Origin of the sequence: Arcicella lustrica (genome assembly GCF_034930985.1) — a bacterium.
Taxonomy (GTDB): domain Bacteria; phylum Bacteroidota; class Bacteroidia; order Cytophagales; family Spirosomataceae; genus Arcicella; species Arcicella lustrica.
In genome coordinates, this window is sequence record NZ_JAYGIM010000001.1 from 340,998 (window position 1) to 365,571 (window position 24,574).

The following is a 24,574-nucleotide window of genomic DNA, read 5'->3' on the forward strand; positions in this document are numbered from 1 at the left end:
CGAACACTATAAAATTATATTTATGAAAAAATTATTATTATCATTAACGTTAATCAGTCTTATCAGTACCAATCTTTTCGCTCAGTTTCCAGGTGGCGGAATGGGAGGAATGGGCGGCGGACGTCCGAAAGAGACGACTCCACTTCCTGGCACTGCTCAGGCAGCACCAAAAGGCTCAGCAAAAATTACGGGTTATATCATAGATTCAGCAGCTACTAAAGCAGTTGAATTTGCCAGTATAGCATTAATCGCAAAAGCAACGAATAAACCAGTTGACGGAACAGTTTGCGACGATAAAGGTAAATTTACCTTGGCAAAAGTAGCCACTGGCGATTACGTATTAGCGATTACTTTCTTGGGTTATCAATCTAAAAGAGTAGAGGTGAAGATTGTCAACAAAAATGATGATATCGATTTAGGCGTGATTAAATTAAGCCAAAAAAGTGAGATTTTACAAGAGGTTACTGTAGAAGGACAACGCTCTTTAATTGAAGACAAAGTTGACAGAATGGTTTACAATGCCGAAAAAGATGGAACTAACAAAGGCGGTGATGCAACAGATGTTTTAAGAAAAGTACCTTCATTATCGGTAGATTTAGACGGAAACGTTACGCTTCGTGGTAGCCAAAATGTTAAGGTATTGATTAACAACAAACCTTCAACAATTGTAGCAAGTAGCGTTGCAGATGCTTTGAAACAAATTCCTTCAGATATGATTAAGTCGGTTGAAGTAATTACTTCTCCTTCGGCTAAATATGATGCAGAAGGTTCTTCAGGGATTATCAATATCATTACTAAAAAGAATACTTTACAAGGTTTGACCTTGAACTTTGATAGCAGTGTTGGTATTCGTGGTGGAAATATGTCGTTGAATGGAAACTACAGAAAAGGCAATATGGGTTTTTCATTAGGTGGTTTTGGTCGTGCTAATTACAACGTAAACGGAGATTTTGTAAACGAACAATTATCAAAAACCAATGGTGTATTGAATGGAACAAGTACTACACAAAGTGCAGCTACTCGTAACAATGGATTGTTTGGTTCGTACCAACTAGGTTGGGATTGGGACATCAACAAAACTAATTCGATTACTGCTTCTGCTCGTTATGGTGCAAGAAATCAAAATACTTTTCAAGATGCTCTATCTACTATTATCAAAAGAGCTGATGGCACAAGTACTTCAACTATTCGTGATGTAGAAACAAAAGATAATTCAGGAACAGTAGATTTGAATGTTGACTATACTCACCTTTTTGCAAAACCACAACAAGAATTCAGTTTGTCAGCTCAATATAGCCGTAACGACCGTAAAAATAATTTTACAAATATCATTCGTGGAGTACCAGATTCTTTGAGTCGTATTACAAACATCAACCCAAGCTATAACCAAGAAGCGACTTTACAAGCTGATTATCAATCACCAATTGGTAAAACACAAATGATTGAATTTGGTGGAAAAGGAATTTTTAGACAAGTAAACAGTAATTTTACTCAGATTGGAAATAGCGGTTCATTAGATTATGACCAAAACATTGCGGCATCATATTTTTCTTATACTTTAACGACGAAGAAAAAATATAGCTTCAAAGCAGGTGGACGTTACGAGTACACAACTATCAACGCTATTCAAACAGCTGAGGGTGGTACTAAAACTGATATTAACATTCCAAGCTATGGAACATTCGTACCAAGCTTCAATGTCTCTAAAAGTTTGAAAGGTGGAACTACTTTGAAATTGGCTTATAACCGTCGTATTCAAAGACCATCATTACAATTCTTGAACCCGAACCGTAATGCTTCTAACCCTTCAAATGTTACAGAAGGTAATCCGAACTTATCGCCAGAGTTTACGAACAATTATGAATTTACAGTAAATACTTTCTTCAAAAATACATTCTTGACTACCGCATTGTTTATGCGTAATACAATGGGTTCTATCCAAAGTATTCGTACTAACGAAGTTGATGCACAAGGAAAACCATTCCTTTTAACAACTTTCCAAAACATCGGTAATGAAGATGCTTATGGGATGAACTTATTTGGAAATGTAAATATTTCAAACAAATTCCAATTGGGTGGAGGAACAGATATTTATTACTCTAAGTTGAACAATAATAACCCGAATCCACTTTTAAATGCTAAAAACGAAGGTTGGGTAGCAAGTTTCAGAATGTTTGGTAGTTATAACTTGACAAAAGGCTGGGGCTTACAGGTATTCTCGTTCTACCGTGGTCGCCAAGTACAATTACAAGGTAGCCAAGGTGGTTTTGGAATCTATAGCTTAAGTGTAAAGAAAGACTTCTTGAACAAAAAAGGAAGTATTGGTTTAGGTGCTGAAAACTTCTTTACTCCTGGCGGATTCAAAATTAACAACAGCATTGAATCATCAACGATTTCACAAACAAGTACAAATACTTTACGTAACATGAACTTCAAAATTAACTTCAGTTACCGTATTGGAAAAATGACTTTTGATGCACCGAAGAAAAGAAAGAAATCTGTGAACAACGATGACTTGAAAGACGGTGGTGGTGATGGCGGAAATGGCGGTGGCGGTCAGCAACAACAACCAGCGGCAACTCCAGCAGCAGGTGGCGGTCGTCCGAGATAAGCCAATAATTTTTTAAAGAGTACAAAAGCGACTTTGAGCAATCAAGGTCGCTTTTTTTATGTCTGTCCGTTTAGCTTCCCAAACAATCGTATAAGTTAATTGTCTATCATCAAGTAACAGAAATTATTATATTCTTTTAGTGAAATATGGCTTGTGAATCGAGTTTAATCTTGATAAAATACAAAAAAGTCTATTTTTTTAGAGTAATAAGTACTTGCTATGTTATTTCGACGTGCTTGAAAAACAACAAAATTACTTTGAAAAATAATATAACAAACAATAATATAATCCATTCTTTTGAATAAATATCCATTGTTTTGCTTCTCTGCTTCAATCAATTTTGCAAGGTGAAATTTATAATATTTCAATATTTTATTTTACTATTTCGATAATTTTCTAATTAACATTTAACTATTATAAAACTGTATATGAAGCAATTATTACAAAAAAGCAGAAGAATAGCTTATGGTTTTATTCTTTTAGCTGTCACAGGGTTTTCGACCTTTGCCCAAAGGTCGGTTACTGGAAAAGTAACAGGAAGCAATAATGAAACGCTTGCAGGAGTAAGTATTTTTGAAAAACAGTCTAAAAGAGGTACAACAACGGCATTAGATGGTACTTATAAAATTGATGCTCCTGCAAATGCGGTATTGGTATTTAGTTTTGTGGGTTTCAAATCTCAAGAAGTAGCAATAGGTAACAAAACCAATGTAAATGTAGAATTAGCTGTAGATGTACAAGCCTTGGAAGAAGTAGTGGTTGTGGGTTATGGACAAGTGAAAAAAAGTGATTTAACTGCTTCGGTTTCGAGTATCAAAGGAGATGTAATCAAAGAATTTCCAGTTTCTTCATTAGACCAAGCCTTACAAGGTAGAGTCGCTGGGGTACAAGTATCGCAGGCTTCTGCTGCTCCGGGTGGAGGGCTTTCGGTGCGAGTGAGAGGACCGAACTCAATTTTGAGTGGTTCAGAGCCATTGTATGTAATTGATGGATTGCCAATTTATCCAGACAATAATGCACTCGGAACTGGCGGAAACAGACAGCCTTCAAACGCTTTGGCGATGTTGAACCCGAATGATATTGAATCTATCGAGGTATTAAAAGATGCTTCTGGTACTTCTATTTATGGTTCAAGAGGAGCGAATGGTGTAGTAATGATTACGACAAAACGTGGTAAAGAAGGAGATGGGCGCTTGACCTACGATGCGTCGTATTCTATGCAAGATATTGCTAGAAAAATTGACTTAATGCGTGCGGATGATTACATGAAGTATATCAATAAGTTAGAAGTAAGTCAAGGAGGAGCAGGACGTTATAGCGCTGCCCAAATTAGTGCGGCTGGGGCAGGAACAAACTGGTTGGATGCAGTGACTCGCCAAGGAAATATCCAAAGCCATCAATTGACATTTGCAGGTGGAACAAAAGGAATGAGATATGCTTTTAGTGGAAATATTCTTGATAATCAAGGTGTTGTTATTAGTACTGATTTCAAACGTTATGGATTTCGTGTAAATTTAGATAATGATTTTTTGGGCGGAAAAGCTACTTTGAGTAACAGTTGGTCTTACAGTCATTTAGAATCAAGTAATGTACCGACTGATAGAGGTGGACCAGGTGGTTTGATTATTACCGCACTTGGTTTAGACCCAACAGTGGCTATTTATGACCAAAATGGAAATTATAACTACCCAAGTTATGATGGTCGTTTTAGCATTAATCCAGTAGCCGAAGCGAAACAAGGTTATGACAAAGATGTAACGAACCGTATTTTCGGTACTTCTGGCGTTACTTTTAGCATTATCGAAGGTTTGAAATTTAAGACAAGTATTGGGGTTGATGTGGTAAATGCCAATCGTAAATCGTTCTACAATAGTTTTACTCGTTTGGGCCGTCAGAATGGACGTGAATTAGATAAATTCAATCGTAATCTTACGAATTTATTGAACGAAAACTTGCTGACTTATACCAAAACCTTGAGTAAAGGACACAATGTTGATGTAACTGCAGGTTATACCAATCAGCATGAAATTAACCAGTATGATGCAGCTTCTTCTTGGGGTTTGCCTTCAGACGATGTTAATTCAATGAATTTGCAAAACGGGGCAAAACCACAAACGCCATATTCTGGAAGACAAGAATGGAATTTAGAGTCATTCATCGGAAGGGTAAATTATTCTGCTTTAGATAAGTACTTATTAACCGTAACTGTTCGTAGAGATGGTTCTTCAAAATTTGGACCTAACAACAAATGGGCAACTTTCCCTTCGGCAGCAATTGGTTGGAAAATCGCTAATGAAGAATTCTTCAAAAATTCTAAAATTTCAGAAGTTATCAATGACTTAAAACTTCGTGCAAGTTATGGTATTACTGGTAATTCAAATATTCCTCCTTATCAATCTGTTTCTGGTTTAGTGCCTTTCAATTATATTTTTGGAGGACAATTGGCTGCTGGTTATGGTGCAAACAATATTGCGAATCCAGACTTAAAATGGGAATCAACAGCGATGTTGAATGTTGGTATAAATACTCGTTTGTTGAACAATCGTTTAGACTTAGCCGTTGACTGGTACAATACCAAAACTTCCGATTTATTACTCTACGTATCAATCGCTCAAAGTACAGGTTTCAGTACTGTTTTGTTGAATTCTGGTTCATTGACCAACAAAGGAGTTGACTTTGAGCTCAATTACAAAGCCATCGACAAAGGAAGTTTAAAATGGGATATTGGTGGAAATATTTCATTCGTAAGAAACGAAATTGCTGATTTAGGAAAAAGTACGCCATACTTTGCAAGTAGCCCGAGTGGTCACTTAGGTATTGATGGAAGTTGGGTAGAAGCTGGAAATCCAATTGGTGTTTGGCGTGGTTACGAGTACGCTGGTTTATTCAAAACGGATGCAGAAGGAGCGAGCTATTCAGCCAAAGCGGGTTATCCAAAATACACTGATGTAAACAACGATGGAAAATATACTTCGGATGACTACAAGATTATCGGCAATCCAAATCCAAAATTTGTGTGGGGCTTGAATACTTCACTGAAATACAAAAACTTTGATTTAGGCGTATTTTTCAGAGGAGTACAAGGCAACCAAATCCGTAATCTTCAACAGTCAGAAATTGGTGATGGTGTTCAGAAAATCAATCAGTTAGCTAATATTTTGACAGATTCTTGGAGTTCAGAAAACCAAAATGGCACTCGCCCTGTGATTGACGGAAGAAGAGATTTTATTTCATTCCGTAAATCTTCATTCTTTATTCAAGATGGTTCTTTTATTCGTCTTCAAAATGTTTCATTGGGTTATAGAATTCCTGTAAACAATAAATTTATTCGTTCGGCAAGAGTATCAGTAAGCGGACAAAATTTATTCTTGATTACGAAATACAAAGGTTTTGACCCAGAAGTAAACAATGGCGGACAAAGTAATTTGAATCGTGGAGATGACTATGATGCTTATCCAAGAGCAAGAACGATTACGTTCGGTTTAAACCTTGGTTTTTAGGCTTTTATCAAAATTAAATTTTACTGTAAATTAAATTCTTAGCAATATAAGAAATGAAAAATTTCATCTTAAAAAATACAAAATCACTCCTTGCTTCGGCCATTATGTTGTCGGCAACGGGATGTTCGGATTTGAAAGAAAATCCAGATTTTATTAATCCAAGTACTTTTTATCAATCAGCTAAAGAACTTGAATTAGGCGTAAATGCCGTTTACGATGACCTTACGATGGGCAATGGCGATTGGTTCAATCACTTTTACAATCGTTATGTATTTGAATGTTTGGTGGGTTATCAAGTAGGTTGGGAGAAAGGTCCACTTCAATATAATTTAGGAAATATTAGTGCTTCTGATGATTATATTAATGCTTATTGGCAACAGTGTTATCGCTCGATTGACCGTGCGAATAATATCATCGAAACGGCTGATAAAATCCAAGATGTAGCCAATGCTGATAAAGTAAAGCGCATCAAAGCAGAAGCTCAGTTTTTAAGAGGTTTTTATTATTATGAATTGGTAAGATATTTTGATAATCCACCTTTGAAAACTACTTCTACGCAGAGTTACAACGATTTACCAAGTAATGATGGCGGAAAACAAAAAGTACTTGAACAAATCTATGCAGATTGTAGTGCAGCGGCAAGCGTATTACCTGCTTCATATTCGGGTACTGATGCTGGTAGAGCAACTAAATGGGCGGCAAAAACTTTGTTGATGAAGGCTCAATTATGGGGACAAAAATGGGCAGAAGCCAAAGCCACTTCTGAAGATATTATCAATAATAGTGGGCTAACTCTTTATGCAGATTTTGGAAGTAATTTTGATATAAGCCATAAAAATCAAGGAGAAAGAATTTTTGAAGGACAGGCTTCTGCCAAAGTAAATTCATCAGAATACACTAATAGCTCTGCACACTTTAACCCTGAAGATTTTCCAAGTGATTTGGGTGGAGCTGGTTGGAGTTGGCTAAGTGCTACAAAAGATTTCAGAATGTCTTATAAAAGTTCTGATAAAAGAATTGACGCTACTTTTATTGAATCGTATCCAACAGGACGCACAGCTAAAAATTCAAAAGGAGAATTCCCTATTGTAAAATGGAGTGAAAAAGCAGATTATAATCTTTCTCGTTTTGGTGGATTAGTTGACCCGAATGCAAACCCAAACAAACCTGAAGAACTGATTTTCAGTAAAGCTTGGTCGGGCAAATTGGTGGAAATGAACACAAACTGGTCAACAACTGAGAAAAATACCATTTATTTACGCTATGCCGATGTTTTACTTGGTCATTCGGAAGCTTGTAATGAAAGTGGTCAAGGTGATGCTTTTGCAAGTATTAATAAACTACGTGATAGAGCTGGTTTAGAACCTTTGAAAGGACTTTCGCAATCGGCTTTGAGAGATGCAATTGTTGATGAAATTATTCATGAGTTTGCTTTTGAACAAGTGGGTTATCCAGAACTTCGTCGTAAAAGTAAATTTGGAGGAAATCCAGATTACCTTGGAGCGTACATCAAACGCTATTCAGATACTTATAAAGTTGGAAGAACTGTAAAAGCCAAAGATTATGTATTGCCGATTCCATTGATTGAAATTCAAGGAAATCCGAAAGTGAAACAGAACATAGAATGGCAATAGTTTTTGATTGAAAATAATAGTTTAAACATTCCAAATCTTCAAGATTTGGAATGTTTTGTTTTTGAAAAGTGATGTTCACTCAACCGCTATTTAAATTTGAACTACCTCAATGAAGAGATTATCAGTACTTCTCCTTTTGTTTTTTTGTGCTTGTCAACCTGAAAAAGGAAAGCTTTTTACCGTAATTCCTGCGACTGAAAGTGGAATTTCTTTTCAAAATACGGTTGTTGAAAATGATTCATTCAATCTGATTGATTACTATTATGTCTATAACGGTGGAGGCGTTGCCGTCGGCGATATTAATAATGATGGTTTTACTGATGTGTATTTTACAGGAAACCAAGTACCCGATAAATTGTATTTGAATTTGGGGAATGCTGAAAAATCATCTTTCAAATTTGAAGACATTACCGAAAAAGCGGGGATTAAAAAAGGAGGTTGGAGTACGGGCGTAACAATGGCAGATGTGAATGGCGATGGACTATTAGATATTTACGTGTGTAAATCGGGAAATTATCCATTTTTTCAGCGAGCTAATCAATTATACATTAATCATTCAAGCGGAGGAAAAATTCGTTTCATCGAATCGGCAAAAGCGTATGGTTTGGCAGATACAACTTTCAGTAACCAAGCCGCTTTTTTTGATTTTGATAAAGACAATGATTTAGATTTATTTCTTATCACAAGTACAAATTCTACCCGTAATCCCAACGCTTTGGTAGCTCCCATTACAGACGGAAGTGGATTATCTGCCGATAAACTTTTTCAAAATAATGGCAATGGTACTTTTACAGATATTTCTCGAAAAGCAGGAATTTTACACGATGGCATGAGTTTGGGTTTATCCATTGCCGATATTAATGAAGACGGTTGGGAAGACATTTTTGTTGGCAATGATTTTCTTTCTAACGATTTACTCTACATCAACAATCATGACGGTACTTTCACAGAATCCGCTAAAGAAAGTTTTGGACATCATAGTCAGTTTTCGATGGGAACTGATGTTGCAGACTTTAACAATGACGGGAAGTTTGATGTAATGTCGGTTGATATGCTTCCTGCCGATAATGAACAGCGAAAAAAAATGGCAGGGCCAGCCAATTATGTGCAGTACGAACAAAGTTTAGCTTTGGGCTATCATCCGCAATTCATGCGAAATATGTTGCATTTGAACGTCGGAAAAACGCCCGATGGCAAAGTACATTTTTCTGAAATTGGTCAGTTGGCAGGCGTTCATAGCACTGATTGGAGTTGGTCTCCATTGTTTACTGATTTTGATAATGATGGCAACAAAGATTTATTCATCAGCAATGGTTATTTGCGAGACATTACCGATTTAGATTTTGTAAGTTATAATACAGAAATGGCGCAAGCGAGTACTTCCAAAAAAGAAATGGATGACTTGATGAAAAAAGGAGCTTTGAAGATGAATACGCTTAAAAAAGTGAATTACTTGTTTCGTAACAAAGGCGATTTGACTTTTGAAGATATTTCCGATAATGCTTTTGGCGATTTGCCTTCGCTTTCAAATGGAGCCGCTTATGCCGATTTTGACAATGACGGCGATTTAGATTTAGTCGTGAATAACATTAATCAAGAGGCTTTTCTGTTGAAAAACAACACGCCTTCAAAAGCTTTTTTAAAAGTAAAACTACAAGGTACAGCTCAAAATACTTTTGGCTTGGGAACAGATGTTACGCTTTTTCAACAAGGGAAATTGCAGAAGATTCATCAGTCTGTCACTAAAGGTTTTCAATCTTCTAGTGATTTTTTGATTCATTTTGGTTTAGGTGAAAATCCTAAAATTGATTCTTTACAAGTACTTTGGTCGGACGGAAAATCGCAGACCATCAAAAAAATCAAGAGTAATCAAACCTTGCTTGTTGATTATAAAAACGCCAAAGTAAACGTTTTAGTACAGCAAAAGCTTCCAAGAATTTTTACAGAAGAATCTGATATGTTGAAAGATTATGTTCATCAAGAAGAACCCTACATGGACTATAATCAGGAAACATTATTGATGCACAAACTTTCTCAGCAAGGACCAAAAATGGCTTCTGGTGATGTAAATGGCGATGGTTTAGACGACTTTTTTGTGGGAGGTTCGTATTTACACGAAGGGAGATTTTTCATTCAAAAACCAAATGGAAAATTTCAGCAAACCGCTCTGACGAAAGTGAAACAGGAAAAAAATGAAGAAGATGTAGGCGTATTATTATTCGATGCTGATAACGATAAAGATTTGGATTTATACATTGTGAGCGGCTCAAACGAGTATTTTGATGGTTCAAAGTACTATCAAGACCGACTGTATTTTAATGATGGAAAAGGGAGATTCACCTTGACAAACAATCACTTACCCAATATTACCCATAGTGGTTCTTGTGTAGTAGCGGCTGATTTTGACCATGACGGAGATTTAGATTTGTTCAGAGGTGGAAGGCTAATGCCTTTGCAATATCCAAAAGCTGGCGAAAGCTATTTATTGAGAAATGAAGGAGGATATTTTAGAAATGTCACCGAAAGTTTTGCGCCAAATTTGAAAACAATCGGGATGATTACTTCAGCCGTTTGGGCTGATGTTGACCATGATTCTTGGGAAGATTTAATCGTAGTAGGTGAATGTATACCCATTACTTTATTTCAAAATAAACAAGGGAAATTGGTAGAAACCAATACTTTTCCAGCATCAAATGGTTTGTGGAATTGTATCAAAGCCGCTGATTTTGACAAAGATGGCGACATCGATTTTGTGCTAGGAAACCTCGGAACAAATAATCGTTACCAATTTTCGAAGCAAGAACCACTGACGATTTACGGAGCGGATTACGATAATAATGGTCGTTGGGATGCTATTCCTTCTTATTTCTTGAAAGGCGTTGAATATCCAATTCCATCCAGAGACGAGCTTGTTCGGCAAATTCCTTCTTTCAAAGCCAAGTTTAATACTTACGCATTGTATGCCAAAGCTACCATGAACGATGTACTTTCTGAAGAACAACGCAAAGCGGCGACGATAACAAAAGCGTTTCTTCAAGAGAGTATTTTTCTTGAAAATTTGGGAAATCAAACTTTTAAATTGAAGGCTTTGCCCAAACCTGCTCAATGGTCAGTTTGTCAAGATATTTTGATAGAAGACTTGAATGCCGACGGAAATTTAGATATGATTTTAGTAGGAAATGATTATGGCGTAGAACCTGTGGCTGGGCGATACGATGCCTCTTACGGAACGGTTTTAAAAGGAAATGGCAAAGGAAATTTTGAAGTACTGGCTTTAGAAAAAACAGGTTTTTTTGCAGATGGCGACTGTAAAAGTATCATTTCAATTCGTAATTCGGCTGGTAAAAAGTCGGTGATTGTTTCTCGAAATGCTTCTTCTTTAAAAGTATTAAGTTTTGAAAAAAGACTTCCAAAATAATAATTGATTTAATTTTTAGAGACTTTTAAACCATAATATTATCCATCAAATTCAAGATAAACTCTATGGTTTTAGGCTCTTGAAATGAGTTGTTTTGTAGAAATGTTTAATCCATCAAAAGACAGGTTTTAGAAAAATGTATAAAAAACAATTACTAATCGGTTTATTTTTCTTAGGAATTTTATTGAATTTTTCCGTAGGCATTTTCGCCCAACAGAAAATCTCATTGGCAGGAACTTGGGAACTAAAACTCGACCCACAAGATAAAGGTCTTCGTGAGCATTGGTGGGCATTACCTTATTCAGATAAAGTAAAATTGCCCGGTTCATTAACTGAAAATGGCAAAGGCGACGATGTTACTTTACAAACCCCGTGGACGGGCGATGTGATTGATAGTAGCTATTACTTCTCAGAAAAATATGCCAAATATCGCCAAAATGATATAAAAATCCCTTTTTGGTTGAAATCAAACAAGTATTTTGCTGCACCCGCTTGGTACAAAAAGAGAATCACTATCCCTGAAAATTGGGCTAAGAAAAAAGTAATCTTGAATTTAGAACGTTGCCATTGGGAAACAAGTGTTTTTGTGAATGGAGCATTTTGTGGTACTCAGAATAGCTTAGTGACGGCACATGAATATGATATTACAGGACTTCTGAAAGAGAAAAACAATGAGATTGTGATTCGTGTTGACAATAGAATTAAAATCTATATCGGTCCCAATTCATCAAGCATTACTGAGCATACACAAACCAATTGGAACGGAATTGTTGGGGAGATTTCTTTAGAAGCAAAAGCCTTGACGAATATCGAAGATATTCAGATTTTCCCCCATCTTTCTGCTTCGTCAGTACAGATTGAACTGGGCTTGAAGCAGGCAAGAAATCAGGCTTTTAAAGGAAAAGTAATTTATCAAGTACAAAGTCTGCAAGGAAATAAAACGCTTTTGCCAGCGCAAGAAGAAGCGGTTAATATTTCTTCTGAAAAGACTAACCTTAGCGCTACTTATCGCATTCCAAATCCTGAACTTTGGGATGAATTTTCACCTAATTTATACCAACTAAAAACCCAATTAGTGGATGAAAAAGGGACAGTCATTTCAGAAAAAGTATCGACTTTCGGTATGCGTGAAATGTCCACAATGGGTTCTCGAATTGCTATCAATGGTCGCCCGATTTTCTTGCGTGGCGATGTAGATTGTGCAGGTTTTCCACTGACGGGCTATCCTTCTACCGAGCGTACTTTTTGGAATAAAATCTTTACAACTATCAAAAGTTACGGACTCAATCATTTACGTTTTCACTCTTGGTGTCCGCCAGAAGTTGCTTTTCAAGTGGCAGATAGCTTGGGTGTTTATTTATATGTAGAAAGTCCGCTTTGGGCAAATCAGGGAAGTGCCGTTGGAACAGGTGGTTTGGTCGATGATTTTATTTACAAAGAATCAGAACGCATTTTGAAAAATTATGGTAATCATCCTTCTTTTTGCATGATGTCTTACGGTAATGAACCAGCGGGTATCAACCAAAATGAATTTCTTGGAAAATGGGTTGAGCATTTCAAACAAAAAGATACTCGTCGTTTATATACCAGCGGTGCGGGTTGGCCAATTTTGCCCGAAAATCAATTCAATATTAGTCCAGATGCTCGTATTCAACGTTGGGGTGAAGAGACGAACAGTATTATTAACAAAGATAAACCAAACACCAACTACGATTGGAGAAAGATAACTGGAAGAACAGCCAATCAGCCATATATCAGTCATGAAATTGGGCAATGGTGTGCATACCCCAACTTAAAGGAAATATCGAAATATACTCGTGTTTTGAAGGCAACCAATTTTGAGATTTTCAAAGAAACCTTAGAAGCCAAAGGCATGGGCAATCAAGCTGAAGATTTTCTTTATGCTTCTGGACGTTTGCAAACACTTTGTTATAAAGCCGATATTGAAGCCGCTTTACGTACTCCCGGTTTTGGTGGATTTCAGTTATTGGGCTTGCATGATTTTCCCGGACAAGGTACAGCTTTAGTCGGTGCTTTAGATGCGTTTTGGGAATCAAAAGGTTATACTTCGCCCGAAGAATACCGTACTTTTTGTAATACTACCGTTTTGTTAGCTCGTTTTCCATCTTTGATTTATACCAATCAAGAAAATATGGAAGCTACTTTAGAGATTGCGCATTTCGGAGTAAAAGTTTTAAAAAATGCTAAAATCTTATGGCAGATTGTAGATGAATCGGGCAAAGTACAGCGAAAAGGATTTTTTATCAAAGAACAAGTAGATATTGATAATGTACAAAAAATTGGTCAGCTAAAAGAATCGTTATCAAGCTTTACGAAAGCTCAGAAATTAGTCTTGAAATTAAGTATTGAAGGCACTGATATTAAAAATAGCTGGGATTTTTGGGTTTATCCTTCCAAACTTGCTGTTGAATCTGCTACGGGAAATGTTGTAATTGCTGAATCTCTAAATCCTGAGATTATACAACAATTAGAAGCTGGAAAAACGGTTTTATTATTGCCTTACAGTCGTGTAAAAAAGGGAAAAGGAGCAGAAGTAAAAGTTGGGTTTTCAAGTATTTTCTGGAATACGGCTTGGACAAGCGGACAAGGTCCACATACTTTGGGAATTACTTGTAATCCGAAAAGTCCAATTTTTAAGGAGTTCCCAACGGAATCTTTTAGCAATTATCAATGGCAAGATATTATGAGTCATTCACAAGCGATAATTCTGGACGAATTTCCCACTTCTTTGAAGGCAAGTATTCAACCAATTGATACTTGGTTTGAAAATCGCCGACTAGCTTTGGCTTTTGAGGCAAAAGTAGGCAAAGGAAAACTGATGGTTTGTAGCATTGATTTAACTAATAATATTGACCAACGACCTGCTACTCGTCAATTAAAATATAGCTTATTAAAATACCTAAACAGCAAAGATTTTAGTCCGACCCAACAAATGGAAGTATCAGCTTTGCAAGGTTTGTTTGAAACTAATAAGTAGTCTTTATTTTACATCTCCTAACTGTGTTTTGTAAAACCTTAACCAAGAAATTACACACAAACTATGAATAATCAATTAGTGAATGTTTGGGAAGAAACCGTCGTGATTCCTACTTATGGCATTGGAAAGCCAGAGAAGAATCCAATGTTTTTAGAGAAAAGAGTATATCAAGGCAGTAGCGGTGTGGTTTATCCGCACGCTGTCATTGAAAAAATAGAAGATACCAAAGAAGATAAAAGTTATCATGCCATTTATCTGGAAAATCAATATTTGAAAATTATGATTTTGCCAGAATTGGGAGGAAGAATCCAAATGGCTTATGACAAAGTAAAACAACGTCATTTTATTTATTACAATCAAGTGATAAAACCCGCTTTGGTGGGTTTAACGGGCCCGTGGATTTCAGGCGGTATTGAATTTAACTGGCCACAACATCACCGTCCGAGTACTTTTGAAGCCATTGATTTTTCGATTGAAGAAAATGCCGATGGCTCAAAAACAGTTTGGGTTAGTGAAGTAGAAAGAATGTTTCGTACCAAAGGCATGGCAGGTTTTACTTTACATCCAGATAAAGCTTATTTAGAAATTCAAGGAGTACTCTATAATCGCACGAGTATTCCGCAGACTTTTCTTTGGTGGGCAAATCCTGCTGTGAAAGTAAATGATTATTATCAATCCGTTTTTCCACCAGATGTTTACGCTGTTTTCGATCACGGGAAACGAGATGTTTCTTCGTTTCCAATCGCCAAAGGCACTTATTATAAAGTAGATTATTCGCCCGGAACGGATATTTCTTGGTACAAAAATATTCCTGTGCCTACTTCTTATATGGCGATAAAATCGAAGTACGATTTTATGGGCGGCTATGAAAATGACAGTAAAGGCGGTTTATTACACGTTGCTAATCATCATGTTTCGCCCGGGAAAAAGCAATGGACTTGGGGAAATGGAGAATTTGGCTATGCTTGGGACAGAAATTTGACGGATGAAGACGGCCCATACATAGAGCTGATGACGGGCGTTTTTACCGATAATCAACCTGATTTTTCTTGGATAATGCCCAATGAAGAGCGTCGTTTTTTGCAGTACTTTATGCCTTATAGCGAAATAGGTATCGTAAAAAATGCTACGAAAGAAGCAGCGATTAATCTGGAATACGAAAATAAAATTATTCACATTAAAGCTTATGCCACGGCTTCGTATCCGAATGCTAAGATTGAATTGAAATTAAATGATAAAGTTATTTTTGCTGAAATAATTGATATTTCGCCAGAGCAAACTTTTCATCATTATTTGCCTTTTCCTGCGGTTCAATTAGAGCAACTACATTTACGTTTATTAACGGCTAAAGGCGTAGAATTGGTCGCTTATCAGCCCGAAGTAAAAGTTGAAAAAGAGATTCCAGAACCTGCTATGGCGGCGAAAATTCCCGCTGAAATTGAAAGTAATGAACAGTTGTTTCTAACAGGACAGCACATCGAACAGTATCGCCATGCTACTTATTTGGCAACTGATTATTACGAAGAAGTACTCCGTCGTGACCCACAAGATACTCGTTCAAACAATGCGACGGGTTTGTGGTATTATAAACGTGGACAATTCGCCAAAGCGAAACCTTATTTTGAAAAGGCAATTCAAACGTCAACGCAAAGAAATCCAAATCCTTATAATGGCGAAGCGTATTTCAATTTGGGACTTTGTTTGACAAAACTGGGACTTTATGATAAAGCCTACGAAGTATTTTTTAAAGCTACTTGGAATGCCGCTTGGCAAGATAATGCCTATTTAGCTTTGGCAAGAATTTCAGTTCGTAAAGGAAAATACGCACAAGCTTTGGAAGAAGTAAGTAATTCGATGCTCAAAAATTGGCATGGACACACTGCTCGTCATTTGAAAGTAGCCATTCTTCGCCATTTGAACAGAAAAGAAGAAGCGTTAAAGCTGATAGAAGAAAGTTTACAAATAGACCAATTCAATGTGGGCTGTTTGTTTGAAAAATATCTCATAGAAAAGTCTTTTGATAAAAATTTAGCAAAAGAAACTTTCACAAGATTTACTACGCTTTTACGCCAAAATGTACATACTTATCTGGAATATGCTACCGATTATTTAGAAGCTGGTCTTTTTCAGGAAGCAGCCGATTTGCTGTCTGTTCATCTTTCTGAAAGTAAAGAAGCCTATCCGATGATATATTATTTTATGGCTTTTACTTACGAAAATCTTGGAGATAATGCACAAAAAACACGTTTTCTTGAGAAAGCTCAACAGGCAAATCCCGAATACGTTTTCCCGAATCGTTTAGAAGAAGTAGTGGTTTTGACATGGGCTGTAGAACAAAATCCATTAGATGCCAATGCTTATTATTTTTTAGGAAATTTTTGGTATGCCAACCGTCAATATCCTGAAGCCATTGCTTGTTGGGAACGTTCAGCGAATTTAAACGACACTTTTCCGACGGTTTTTAGAAATTTATCTTTGGCTTACTTTAATAAACTCAATGATGCAAAAAAGTCACTTGAAGCGATGGAAAAGGCTTTTTCTTTAGACCAGAAAGATGCTAGAGTATTGATGGAGCTTGACCAATTGTATAAAAAATTGAATCATAATCCACAAGAAAGGCTCAATTTACTAGAAAAAGACCTTGAAGTAAGTAACCAGCGAGACGATTTATTTTTAGAGAGAATTACTTTGCATAATCAGTTAGGAAATTATGCAAAAGCGGTTGAATTATTAGCGTCTCGTCAGTTTCATCCTTGGGAAGGCGGCGAAGGAAAAGTAGTAGGACAATACTTGATTTGCCATCTTGAATTAGCCAAAAAGACGATTGTAAATCAAAACTTTGAAGAAGCTTTGAACTTGCTAAATGCAGCCGAAAAGTATCCGATAAATTTAGGAGAAGGCAAATTGTTTGGAGTGCAGGAAAATGATATTTTCTATTTAAAAGGATTGGCTTATGAGGGTTTAGCTATGCCAGAAAAAGCGAAAGAAAATTTTCAGTTAGCGACAATAGGCTTAGATGAACCCGTTCAGGCGGTTTTTTATAATGATCAACAACCCGATAAGATTTTCTACCAAGGTTTGGCTTGGAAAAAATTAGGAAATCTTGAAAAAGCAGAAGCACTTTTTCATAGACTGATTGGTTTTGGAGAAGTTCATCAAAATGATGAAGTAAAGATTGATTACTTCGCTGTGTCTTTACCCGATTTATTGGTTTTTGATGCAGATTTAAACGAAAGAAATCAAATTCATTGCTTTTACTTGATTGGTTTGGGGCATTTAGGTTTAGGTTTTTATGAAGAGACTCAATCTTTTTTTGATAAAATACTGAGCTTGAACATCAATCACCAAGGAGCTATTTTACATAAAAATATGATTGATTTTTTGAAAAGATAGTCGTGTAGTTAATGAATACCATTTTGAGGATTTTTGTGGGAATGATGATAATTAGATGTAATACTGATCACCAATCACTATTTTCTAATCACTAAAAAATTAATGTTTCCCCATTTTTCTGAAATCACGAGGCGACACGCCCATTACGGTTGTGAATACTCTGCTGAAATGATAAGGGTCGTTATAACCAATTTGATAAGCAATCTCTTTGATTCTCAGTTTGCTATATTCTAATAAACGACATGCTTGTTGAATCTTGAGGAAAGTGAAAAAGTTGATAGGTGAGCTTTGTACTTTTTGGCGAAATACTGCTGAAAAGTGCGAAGCTGACATTCCCGCTACTTCTGCTAATTGTTCCAAAGTAAGCGTTTCAGTAAGGTGTTCTTTCATATAAAAAATCACTTTGCTGATGGGGTCTGCATCAGAAGATTGCTGAGGATTTGGGTTGAAAACTGAGGCTTTGAAAGTAGTAAGAAAATGGGCAAAGCTGGTGTTTGCATAGACAATATTATCGTCGTTGAATGACATCTCAATATGTGAAATAATGTCATCAAACATTACTATCCGTTCGCTGTTGGGAGGCATCATAATCGGTGCATAATTTTCTGAAACATCAATCAGAAAATCAAGATAATGAGAGGAGCGTGAACCCGTAAAATGCACCCAATAAATAGACCAAGGGTTACTTAGGTTTGCACCATAACTATGAGCAATATTGGCAGGGAGAATAAAAAAATGGTCAGGTTTTACAAGATATCTTTGGTTGTTAATCTCGAACCAACCTTCGCCATGCACACAGTAAATCAAAATGTGTTGTAAACAGCCATACTTGCGTTCACGAGCGTGAAAACCTGCTTTGGGGTAATAACCAATATCAGTAATATGTAATGCTTCAACCAATGGATGCTTGGCAATTCTGGTCAGTAATTCATTAGGCATGATGTAAGTTCGTTGCCCGACAAAGCCTTCTTGTTTCTCAATCATCAAAATATTGTTTAATAATATTGTCTATGTATTTCGTAAAAATAGACATGTAAAAGTAGTATTGAAACTGATAAATTTGCAATTAAATATAAATATATTTAAACATATTAATGGAAAATATAAACAACAATACTCGATATACATTTGTCATTTCATTCATTTCAGCACTTGGCGGTTATCTTTTTGGTTTCGACTTTGCCGTTATTTCTGGAACATTACCATTTTTAAGAGAAGTATTTGCTCTTAATGCTTGGTGGGAAGGTTTCCTAACTGGCTCATTAGCATTAGGTTGTATGTTGGGTTGTATGTTGGCTGGAAGAATTGCCGATAAATATGGCAGACGTCCCGCACTGATGATTTCCGCTTTGGTTTTTGCCTTATCATCTTTGGGAATGGCGTTTTCCAGTACATTATCCATCTTTATCAGTATGAGATTTATTGCAGGCGTTGGTGTGGGAATGGCTTCAATGCTTAGTCCGATGTACATTGCTGAGGTTTCTCCTGCTGAAATTAGAGGTAGAAATGTGTCAATCAACCAATTAACGATTGTTATTGGAATTTTAATTACCAATTTGGTTAACTACAAACTCTCAACGATTGGTCCAGATGCTTGGCGTTGGATGTTTGGTTTAGGCGCAATTCCTTCGCTTGCTTTTTTTATTGGAGTATTTTGGTTGCCAGAAAGCCCACGCTGGTTAATTCAGAATGGGCAAGTAACTTTAGGAGAAGCTATTTTAACTAAAATTGGTGGAAAAGATTTTGCCCAGAAGACTTTAATCGATGTGGAAAAATCATTGTTAAATGTTCAAAAAGAATCTTTTGCCTTACTCTTCAAAATTGATTACCGCCCTGCTGTTTTGGTGGGAATCGGTTTGGCTGTTTTTCAACAATTATGCGGTATCAATGTGGTTTTTAATTATACTTCAACCATTTTTGAAACGGTAGGTGCAAATCTCGACAGACAACTTTTTGAAACTGTTGCGATAGGAATTATCAATCTGATATTCACGATTGTAGCGATGTATCAAGTAGATAAATTAGGACGAAAACCTTTGATGTTAATTGGTTCTTTAGGACTTTCGGTTTTGTACATCATCATTGCTTTACTCTTGAAAAGCCAAGCTGACCCACGTGTACTTTCGGTGTTTGTATTGATGGCAATCAGTATTTATGCTTGTTCTTTAGCGCCTGTTACTTGGGTGTTGATTTCTGAAATTTTTCCGAATAAAATTAGAGGTAAAGCTTCTTCAATTGCCATTTTAGCTTTGTGGGCAGCCTATTTTGTTCTGGTATTTACATTCCCAATTTTAGCTGAAAAAATGGGTACTTTCGGTCCATTCTGGATGTACGCTGTGGTGTGTTTTGCGGGTTTTTGGTTTATTAAATTGAAAGTAAGAGAAACCAAAGGAAAAACTTTAGAAGAATTAGAAGATGTGTTTTTGGGACATTAGAAAAGAGTTGTGAATTGTGAGTGTCGAATGCTGAGTAAAGAAATGTCATTGCCTAAAGCATATAGCCTATCGCTTTTTCATTACACTTACAGACAGCATTTTAAAGATTTATCTACTATTTAGAAGTGTATTAATTGTTAAGGTATCCCAAGTTTAAAAGACTTTCAATTAATTAATCACTAAATCACTCATTCAGTCAATCACTCAATAGATTAAGAAATCACTCAATAAAATCTTATGAATACAAATAAATTACTCTTCATTAGTAGTATTATCATTATCGGAGGATATTCTGTGTATTCATTTTTAGGTGAAAAAAATAAAGTTGATTATAGCACAGAAGTAAAACCGATTTTGAATAAACATTGCATTGCTTGTCACGGTGGCGTGAAAAAGCAAGGTGGATTTAGTTTGTTGTTTCGTGAGGAAGCTTTGGGTAAAACAGAATCTGGGAAACCAGCCATCATTCCTGGTGATGCCAAACATTCTGAGTTTATCATTCGCCTAACGCACAAAGACCCAGAGGAAAGAATGCCTTTGAAAAAAGAGCCTTTGAAGAAAGAGGAAATAGAAATCTTAACAAAATGGGTGAATCAAGGAGCGAACTGGGGTGAACATTGGGCTTTTGTAAAACCTGAAAAGCCATCAGTACCCAACAAAGGTTTTTTTGCTGGATTTTTTAGCTTGTTTTCTGAAAAATGGGAGAAAAATGACATTGACTATTTCGTGAAAAATAAGTTAGATGAAGAAGATTTAGCTCCTTCTAAACAAGCTGATAAGGCGATTTTATTAAGAAGAGTATGTTTAGATTTAACAGGTTTGCCACCAACCGAAAAGCAAATGCAAGCTTTTTTGAACGATGATTCAGAAAATGCTTATGAGAAATTAGTTGATACTTTGTTGGCTTCTCCACAATATGGCGAACGTTGGGCAGGAATGTGGTTGGATATGGCTAGATATTCTGATACCAAAGGCTATGAAAAAGACGAAGGCCGAAATATTTGGCAATATCGAGATTATGTCATTAAGGCTTTTAACAAAGATTTGCCTTATAATCAATTTATTAAAGAACAATTGGCTGGCGATTTATTGAAAAATCCAACAACGGAACAATATATCGCTACTGCTTTTCATCGTAATACAGTTAATAATGATGAAGGCGGAACGGAAGATGAAGAATTTAGAAACGCCACAATGGTTGACAGAGTAAATACTACTTGGGAGGTTTTTCAATCGACTACTTTTGCTTGTGTGCAATGTCATTCGCATCCTTATGACCCCATTCGGCATGAGGATTATTATAAATCAATGGCGTTTTTTTACAATACTCGTGACGAAGATGTGCCTGATGATTCACCTTATTTAAGACAATTCAATCAGCCAGAAGACAAAGCTAAATTGGCGAATTTACAGCATTGGTTGAAGACAAATTTCAGTGTTCAGCAAGAAAAAGAAATCACCGAATACTTAACTTTTTTAGAACCTAAAATTCATCCGCATTCAGGCGATCAATTTATCAATGGAGCTTTGGCAGATACTAAATACTTGGGTGTGAGAAATGGCGGTTCTGTTCGTTTTAAAGCTTTGCCTTTGTCTGGAAAACGACAGCTTTTAGTGGCTTATGGAAACAAAACGGGAAGTCCTACTTTGATGGAAATTCGTTTGGGTTCTTTAACGGGAAAAGTATTAACCACGATAAAATTAGACACGACTGAGAAAAGAGGTTGGACGAATTCTTGGGATTATCAATTGTATGATTTGCCAAAAATGGACGGTCGTCAAGATTTGTATTTGACTTTTAAAAATCCCAAAGTGAAACCCGACCAAAGTACTTGTATCATCGGAAGCTTTACTTTATTGCCAGAATTTCCGGGAAGAGAAAGAGCAGGTTTTGCCGAAAAGAAAAAGATATTTTTGGAATTGGTCGGAGCAAATACAGAAAACACGCCAGTGATGCTTGATTCTCCCAAAGAGTATGCTCGTCAAACACACGTTTGGGAGCGAGGCAACTGGTTAACTAAAACAACATTGGTGCAGCCAGATATTCCTGCTTCTTTAGGAAAATTACCTAAAAATGCACCTAAAAATCGCTTGGGTTTGGCAATGTGGTTGGGAAGTAAGGAAAATCCATTGACAGCCAGAGTAGCCGTTAATCGTTTTTGGGAACAACTGTTCGGAACAGGTTTGGTAGAAACTTTAGAAGATTTTGGTACGCAAGGTTTTACGCCAACCAATTCGGATTTGTTAGATTTTTTGGCGGTAAAATTCATGGATGAGTATCAGTGGAAACCTAAGAAATTGTTGAAAGAAATGGTGATGTCGGCTACTTATCAACAAGATTCAAAAGCCAATGAGGATTTATTAGCCAAGGACCCGATGAATCGTTTGTTGGCTCGTGGACCAAGAGTACGTTTGTCTGCCGAGCAAATCCGTGACCAAGCGCTTCTGGTCAGTGGTTTACTGAGCGATAAAATGTATGGAAAAAGTGTAATGCCTTACCAGCCAGAAGGCATTTGGAATACGCCTTATAGCAGTATGGCTTGGAAACTGAGCGATAAAGAAGACCAGTATAGAAGAGCGTTATATACTTATTGGAGACGTTCAACGCCTTATCCTTCGATGATTACTTTCGATGGTGCAAACCGTGATATTTGTTTGGCAAGAAGAATCAGAACAAACACGCCTTTGCAGGCTCTCGTTACTTTGAATGACCCTGTGTATCTGGAATGTGCCAAAAATCTGGCAAAGAAAATGGATAAAACAGGAGGGACGATTGACGAACAAATTCGAGGTACTTATCAATTAACGATGTGTAAAACGATTAGCGAAAAGAAATTAGCATTATTAAAAAAGCTATATGTAAGTACTTTTTCAACTTACCAAAAGAATAAAGTGGAAGCAGAAAAATTACTCAATGTTTGTCCAGATGATAATATAAAACCCAAAAATATTCCAGACTTAGCGGCTAAAACATTGGTAGCAAATACTTTATTGAATTTGGATGAATTTATAATGAAAGAATGATTTTGATTTGGGATTTGTGGTTTCGGATGTCGGATTTATTTTTTTAAAGCCTAAAAACCTTTATTCACTGAATGAACTATGAAAAATTTACAACAAGAGCTTCTTTTTGAAACGCTTCGTCATGAAACTCGTCGGCATTTTCTAAAACAGTGTACTACTGGTTTGGGTATGATGGCGATGGGTTCTTTATTACAAAGTTGTGGAAGTACTCAGCAAAATAATTTGGCAAATATTGCCAATCCATTATCGCCAAAAATGCCCCATTTTGCAGGGAAAGCAAAATCGGTTATTTACTTGCACATGGCGGGCGCTCCTTCGCAATTAGAATTATTCGATTATAAACCTGAACTCATGAAACTGGATGGACAAAGCTGTCCGCCATCATTTCTGGAAGGGAAAAAATTTGCTTTCATTCGTGGAGTACCACAAATGATGGGACCACAAGCACAATTTCAACAAGTAGGAAAAAGTGGAGCGTGGATGTCGGATAATATTCCTCATTTACAAACGGTTGCGGATGATCTTTCATTTTTGAAATCAATGTACACCGACCAGTTTAATCATGCTCCAGCACAACTACTTCTTCATACAGGTTCGGCACGTTTGGGGCGACCAAGTACTGGCACTTGGGCAACCTATGGTTTAGGTTCAGAAAACCAGAATTTGCCAGGTTATATGGTACTTACTTCGGGTGGAAAAAATCCAGATGGTGGAAAAGCCTTGTGGGGAAGTGGTTTTTTGCCATCGGTGTATCAAGGCGTTCAATGTAGAAACCAAGGCGAACCCGTTTTGTATATTTCTGACCCATCGGGTGTAAATCGTGATATACGAAAAAGTACGATTGATGCCATTACCGAAATCAATAAAGAATCGTATCAGGAATTCCATGATCCAGAAACTTTAGCCAGAATTTCGCAATATGAAATGGCTTTTAAAATGCAAACTACCGTACCAGAAGTAATGGATATTACTAAAGAACCAGCTTATATTCATGAAATGTATGGGACACAATTGGGTAAAGAATCTTTTGCCAATAACTGTTTATTAGCCAGAAAATTAGTAGAACAAGGTGTTCGTTTTGTGCAATTGTTTGATTGGGGCTGGGATTCTCATGGTGGTGCTTCCGAAAGTACAGATGTTCGGAATGGCTTGAAAAATAAATGTGCTACAGTCGATAAACCGGTTACAGCTTTAATTCAAGATTTAAAACAGCGTGGTTTGTTAGATGAAACACTCATCGTTTGGGGAGCGGAATTTGGTAGAACGCCAATGGCAGAAAATCGTGAAGGCAAAGCCGCAGCATTTAAAGGAAGAGACCATCACACAGAGGCTTTTACTGTTTGGATGGCAGGCGGAGGAATCAAAGGCGGTTACTCGCATGGCGAAACCGACCCTGTTGGTTACGTAGGCATTAAAGACAGAACAACCGTTTTTGATTTACAAGCTACCATCATGCACTGCTTAGGTTTTAATCATGAAGAATTTACTTATCCATTCCAAGGAAGGAATTTTAGATTGACTGATACAGGTGGAAAAGTGATTCAATCTGTGCTGTCCTGAT

The 24,574-nt window shown here is 36.7% G+C and carries 10 protein-coding genes; 9 read left to right on the forward strand and 1 reads right to left on the reverse strand.

Annotated features, from left to right (window positions below):
* The first annotated feature begins 22 nt into the window (after positions 1 to 22).
* From VB798_RS01375 to VB798_RS01400, 6 genes are all read left to right on the forward strand, one after another.
* Positions 23 to 2,611 (forward strand): TonB-dependent receptor domain-containing protein, encoded by a 2,589-nt coding sequence (locus VB798_RS01375; RefSeq protein WP_323255179.1) that lies wholly within the window; start codon positions 23 to 25, stop codon positions 2,609 to 2,611.
* A gap of 428 nt (positions 2,612 to 3,039) precedes the next feature.
* Positions 3,040 to 6,111, forward strand: coding sequence for a SusC/RagA family TonB-linked outer membrane protein (locus VB798_RS01380; RefSeq protein WP_323255181.1), 3,072 nt, complete (start codon positions 3,040 to 3,042; stop codon positions 6,109 to 6,111).
* 53 nt (positions 6,112 to 6,164) lie between these two features.
* Entirely contained in the window at positions 6,165 to 7,745 is a 1,581-nt protein-coding gene (locus VB798_RS01385) for a RagB/SusD family nutrient uptake outer membrane protein (protein WP_323255183.1), read from the forward strand.
* Between the two features lie 109 nt (positions 7,746 to 7,854).
* Positions 7,855 to 11,163: a VCBS repeat-containing protein gene (locus VB798_RS01390; protein ID WP_323255185.1), complete on the forward strand. Its 3,309-nt coding sequence runs from the start codon at positions 7,855 to 7,857 to the stop codon at positions 11,161 to 11,163.
* A gap of 136 nt (positions 11,164 to 11,299) precedes the next feature.
* The gene (locus tag VB798_RS01395) at positions 11,300 to 14,161 is read left to right on the forward strand and encodes a sugar-binding domain-containing protein (protein WP_323255187.1); all 2,862 of its coding nucleotides are present in this window, start codon (positions 11,300 to 11,302) and stop codon (positions 14,159 to 14,161) included.
* Between the two features lie 63 nt (positions 14,162 to 14,224).
* Complete coding sequence (locus tag VB798_RS01400; RefSeq protein ID WP_323255189.1) at positions 14,225 to 17,554, forward strand: DUF5107 domain-containing protein; 3,330 nt, start codon at positions 14,225 to 14,227, stop codon at positions 17,552 to 17,554.
* Between the two features lie 99 nt (positions 17,555 to 17,653).
* On the opposite strand, the gene VB798_RS01405 is transcribed toward VB798_RS01400, so the two are convergent.
* Positions 17,654 to 18,538: an AraC family transcriptional regulator gene (locus VB798_RS01405; protein ID WP_323255191.1), complete on the reverse strand. Its 885-nt coding sequence runs from the start codon at positions 18,536 to 18,538 to the stop codon at positions 17,654 to 17,656.
* A 110-nt stretch (positions 18,539 to 18,648) separates the two neighbouring features.
* On the opposite strand from VB798_RS01405, the gene VB798_RS01410 reads away from it, so the two are divergent.
* The 3 genes from VB798_RS01410 to VB798_RS01420 all read left to right on the forward strand — a co-directional run bounded on the left by VB798_RS01410 (position 18,649) and on the right by VB798_RS01420 (position 24,573).
* Entirely contained in the window at positions 18,649 to 19,989 is a 1,341-nt protein-coding gene (locus VB798_RS01410; protein ID WP_323255193.1) for a sugar porter family MFS transporter, read from the forward strand.
* 237 nt (positions 19,990 to 20,226) lie between these two features.
* Positions 20,227 to 23,013: a DUF1553 domain-containing protein gene (locus tag VB798_RS01415; RefSeq protein ID WP_323255195.1), complete on the forward strand. Its 2,787-nt coding sequence runs from the start codon at positions 20,227 to 20,229 to the stop codon at positions 23,011 to 23,013.
* Positions 23,014 to 23,091: 78 nt separating this feature from the next.
* Complete coding sequence (locus VB798_RS01420; RefSeq protein WP_323255197.1) at positions 23,092 to 24,573, forward strand: DUF1501 domain-containing protein; 1,482 nt, start codon at positions 23,092 to 23,094, stop codon at positions 24,571 to 24,573.
* The last annotated feature ends 1 nt before the right edge of the window (position 24,574 follow it).

Excerpts from the sequence above, each read along its gene's own strand:
- VB798_RS01375 (WP_323255179.1), top strand. The coding sequence starts at position 23 with ATGAAAAAATTATTATTATCATTAACGTTAATCAGTCTTATCAGTACC.
- VB798_RS01380 (WP_323255181.1), top strand. The coding sequence starts at position 3,040 with ATGAAGCAATTATTACAAAAAAGCAGAAGAATAGCTTATGGTTTTATT.
- VB798_RS01385 (WP_323255183.1), top strand. The coding sequence starts at position 6,165 with ATGAAAAATTTCATCTTAAAAAATACAAAATCACTCCTTGCTTCGGCC.
- VB798_RS01390 (WP_323255185.1), top strand. The coding sequence starts at position 7,855 with ATGAAGAGATTATCAGTACTTCTCCTTTTGTTTTTTTGTGCTTGTCAA.
- VB798_RS01395 (WP_323255187.1), top strand. The coding sequence starts at position 11,300 with ATGTATAAAAAACAATTACTAATCGGTTTATTTTTCTTAGGAATTTTA.
- VB798_RS01400 (WP_323255189.1), top strand. The coding sequence starts at position 14,225 with ATGAATAATCAATTAGTGAATGTTTGGGAAGAAACCGTCGTGATTCCT.
- VB798_RS01405 (WP_323255191.1), bottom strand. The coding sequence starts at position 18,538 with ATGATTGAGAAACAAGAAGGCTTTGTCGGGCAACGAACTTACATCATG.
- VB798_RS01410 (WP_323255193.1), top strand. The coding sequence starts at position 18,649 with ATGGAAAATATAAACAACAATACTCGATATACATTTGTCATTTCATTC.
- VB798_RS01415 (WP_323255195.1), top strand. The coding sequence starts at position 20,227 with ATGAATACAAATAAATTACTCTTCATTAGTAGTATTATCATTATCGGA.
- VB798_RS01420 (WP_323255197.1), top strand. The coding sequence starts at position 23,092 with ATGAAAAATTTACAACAAGAGCTTCTTTTTGAAACGCTTCGTCATGAA.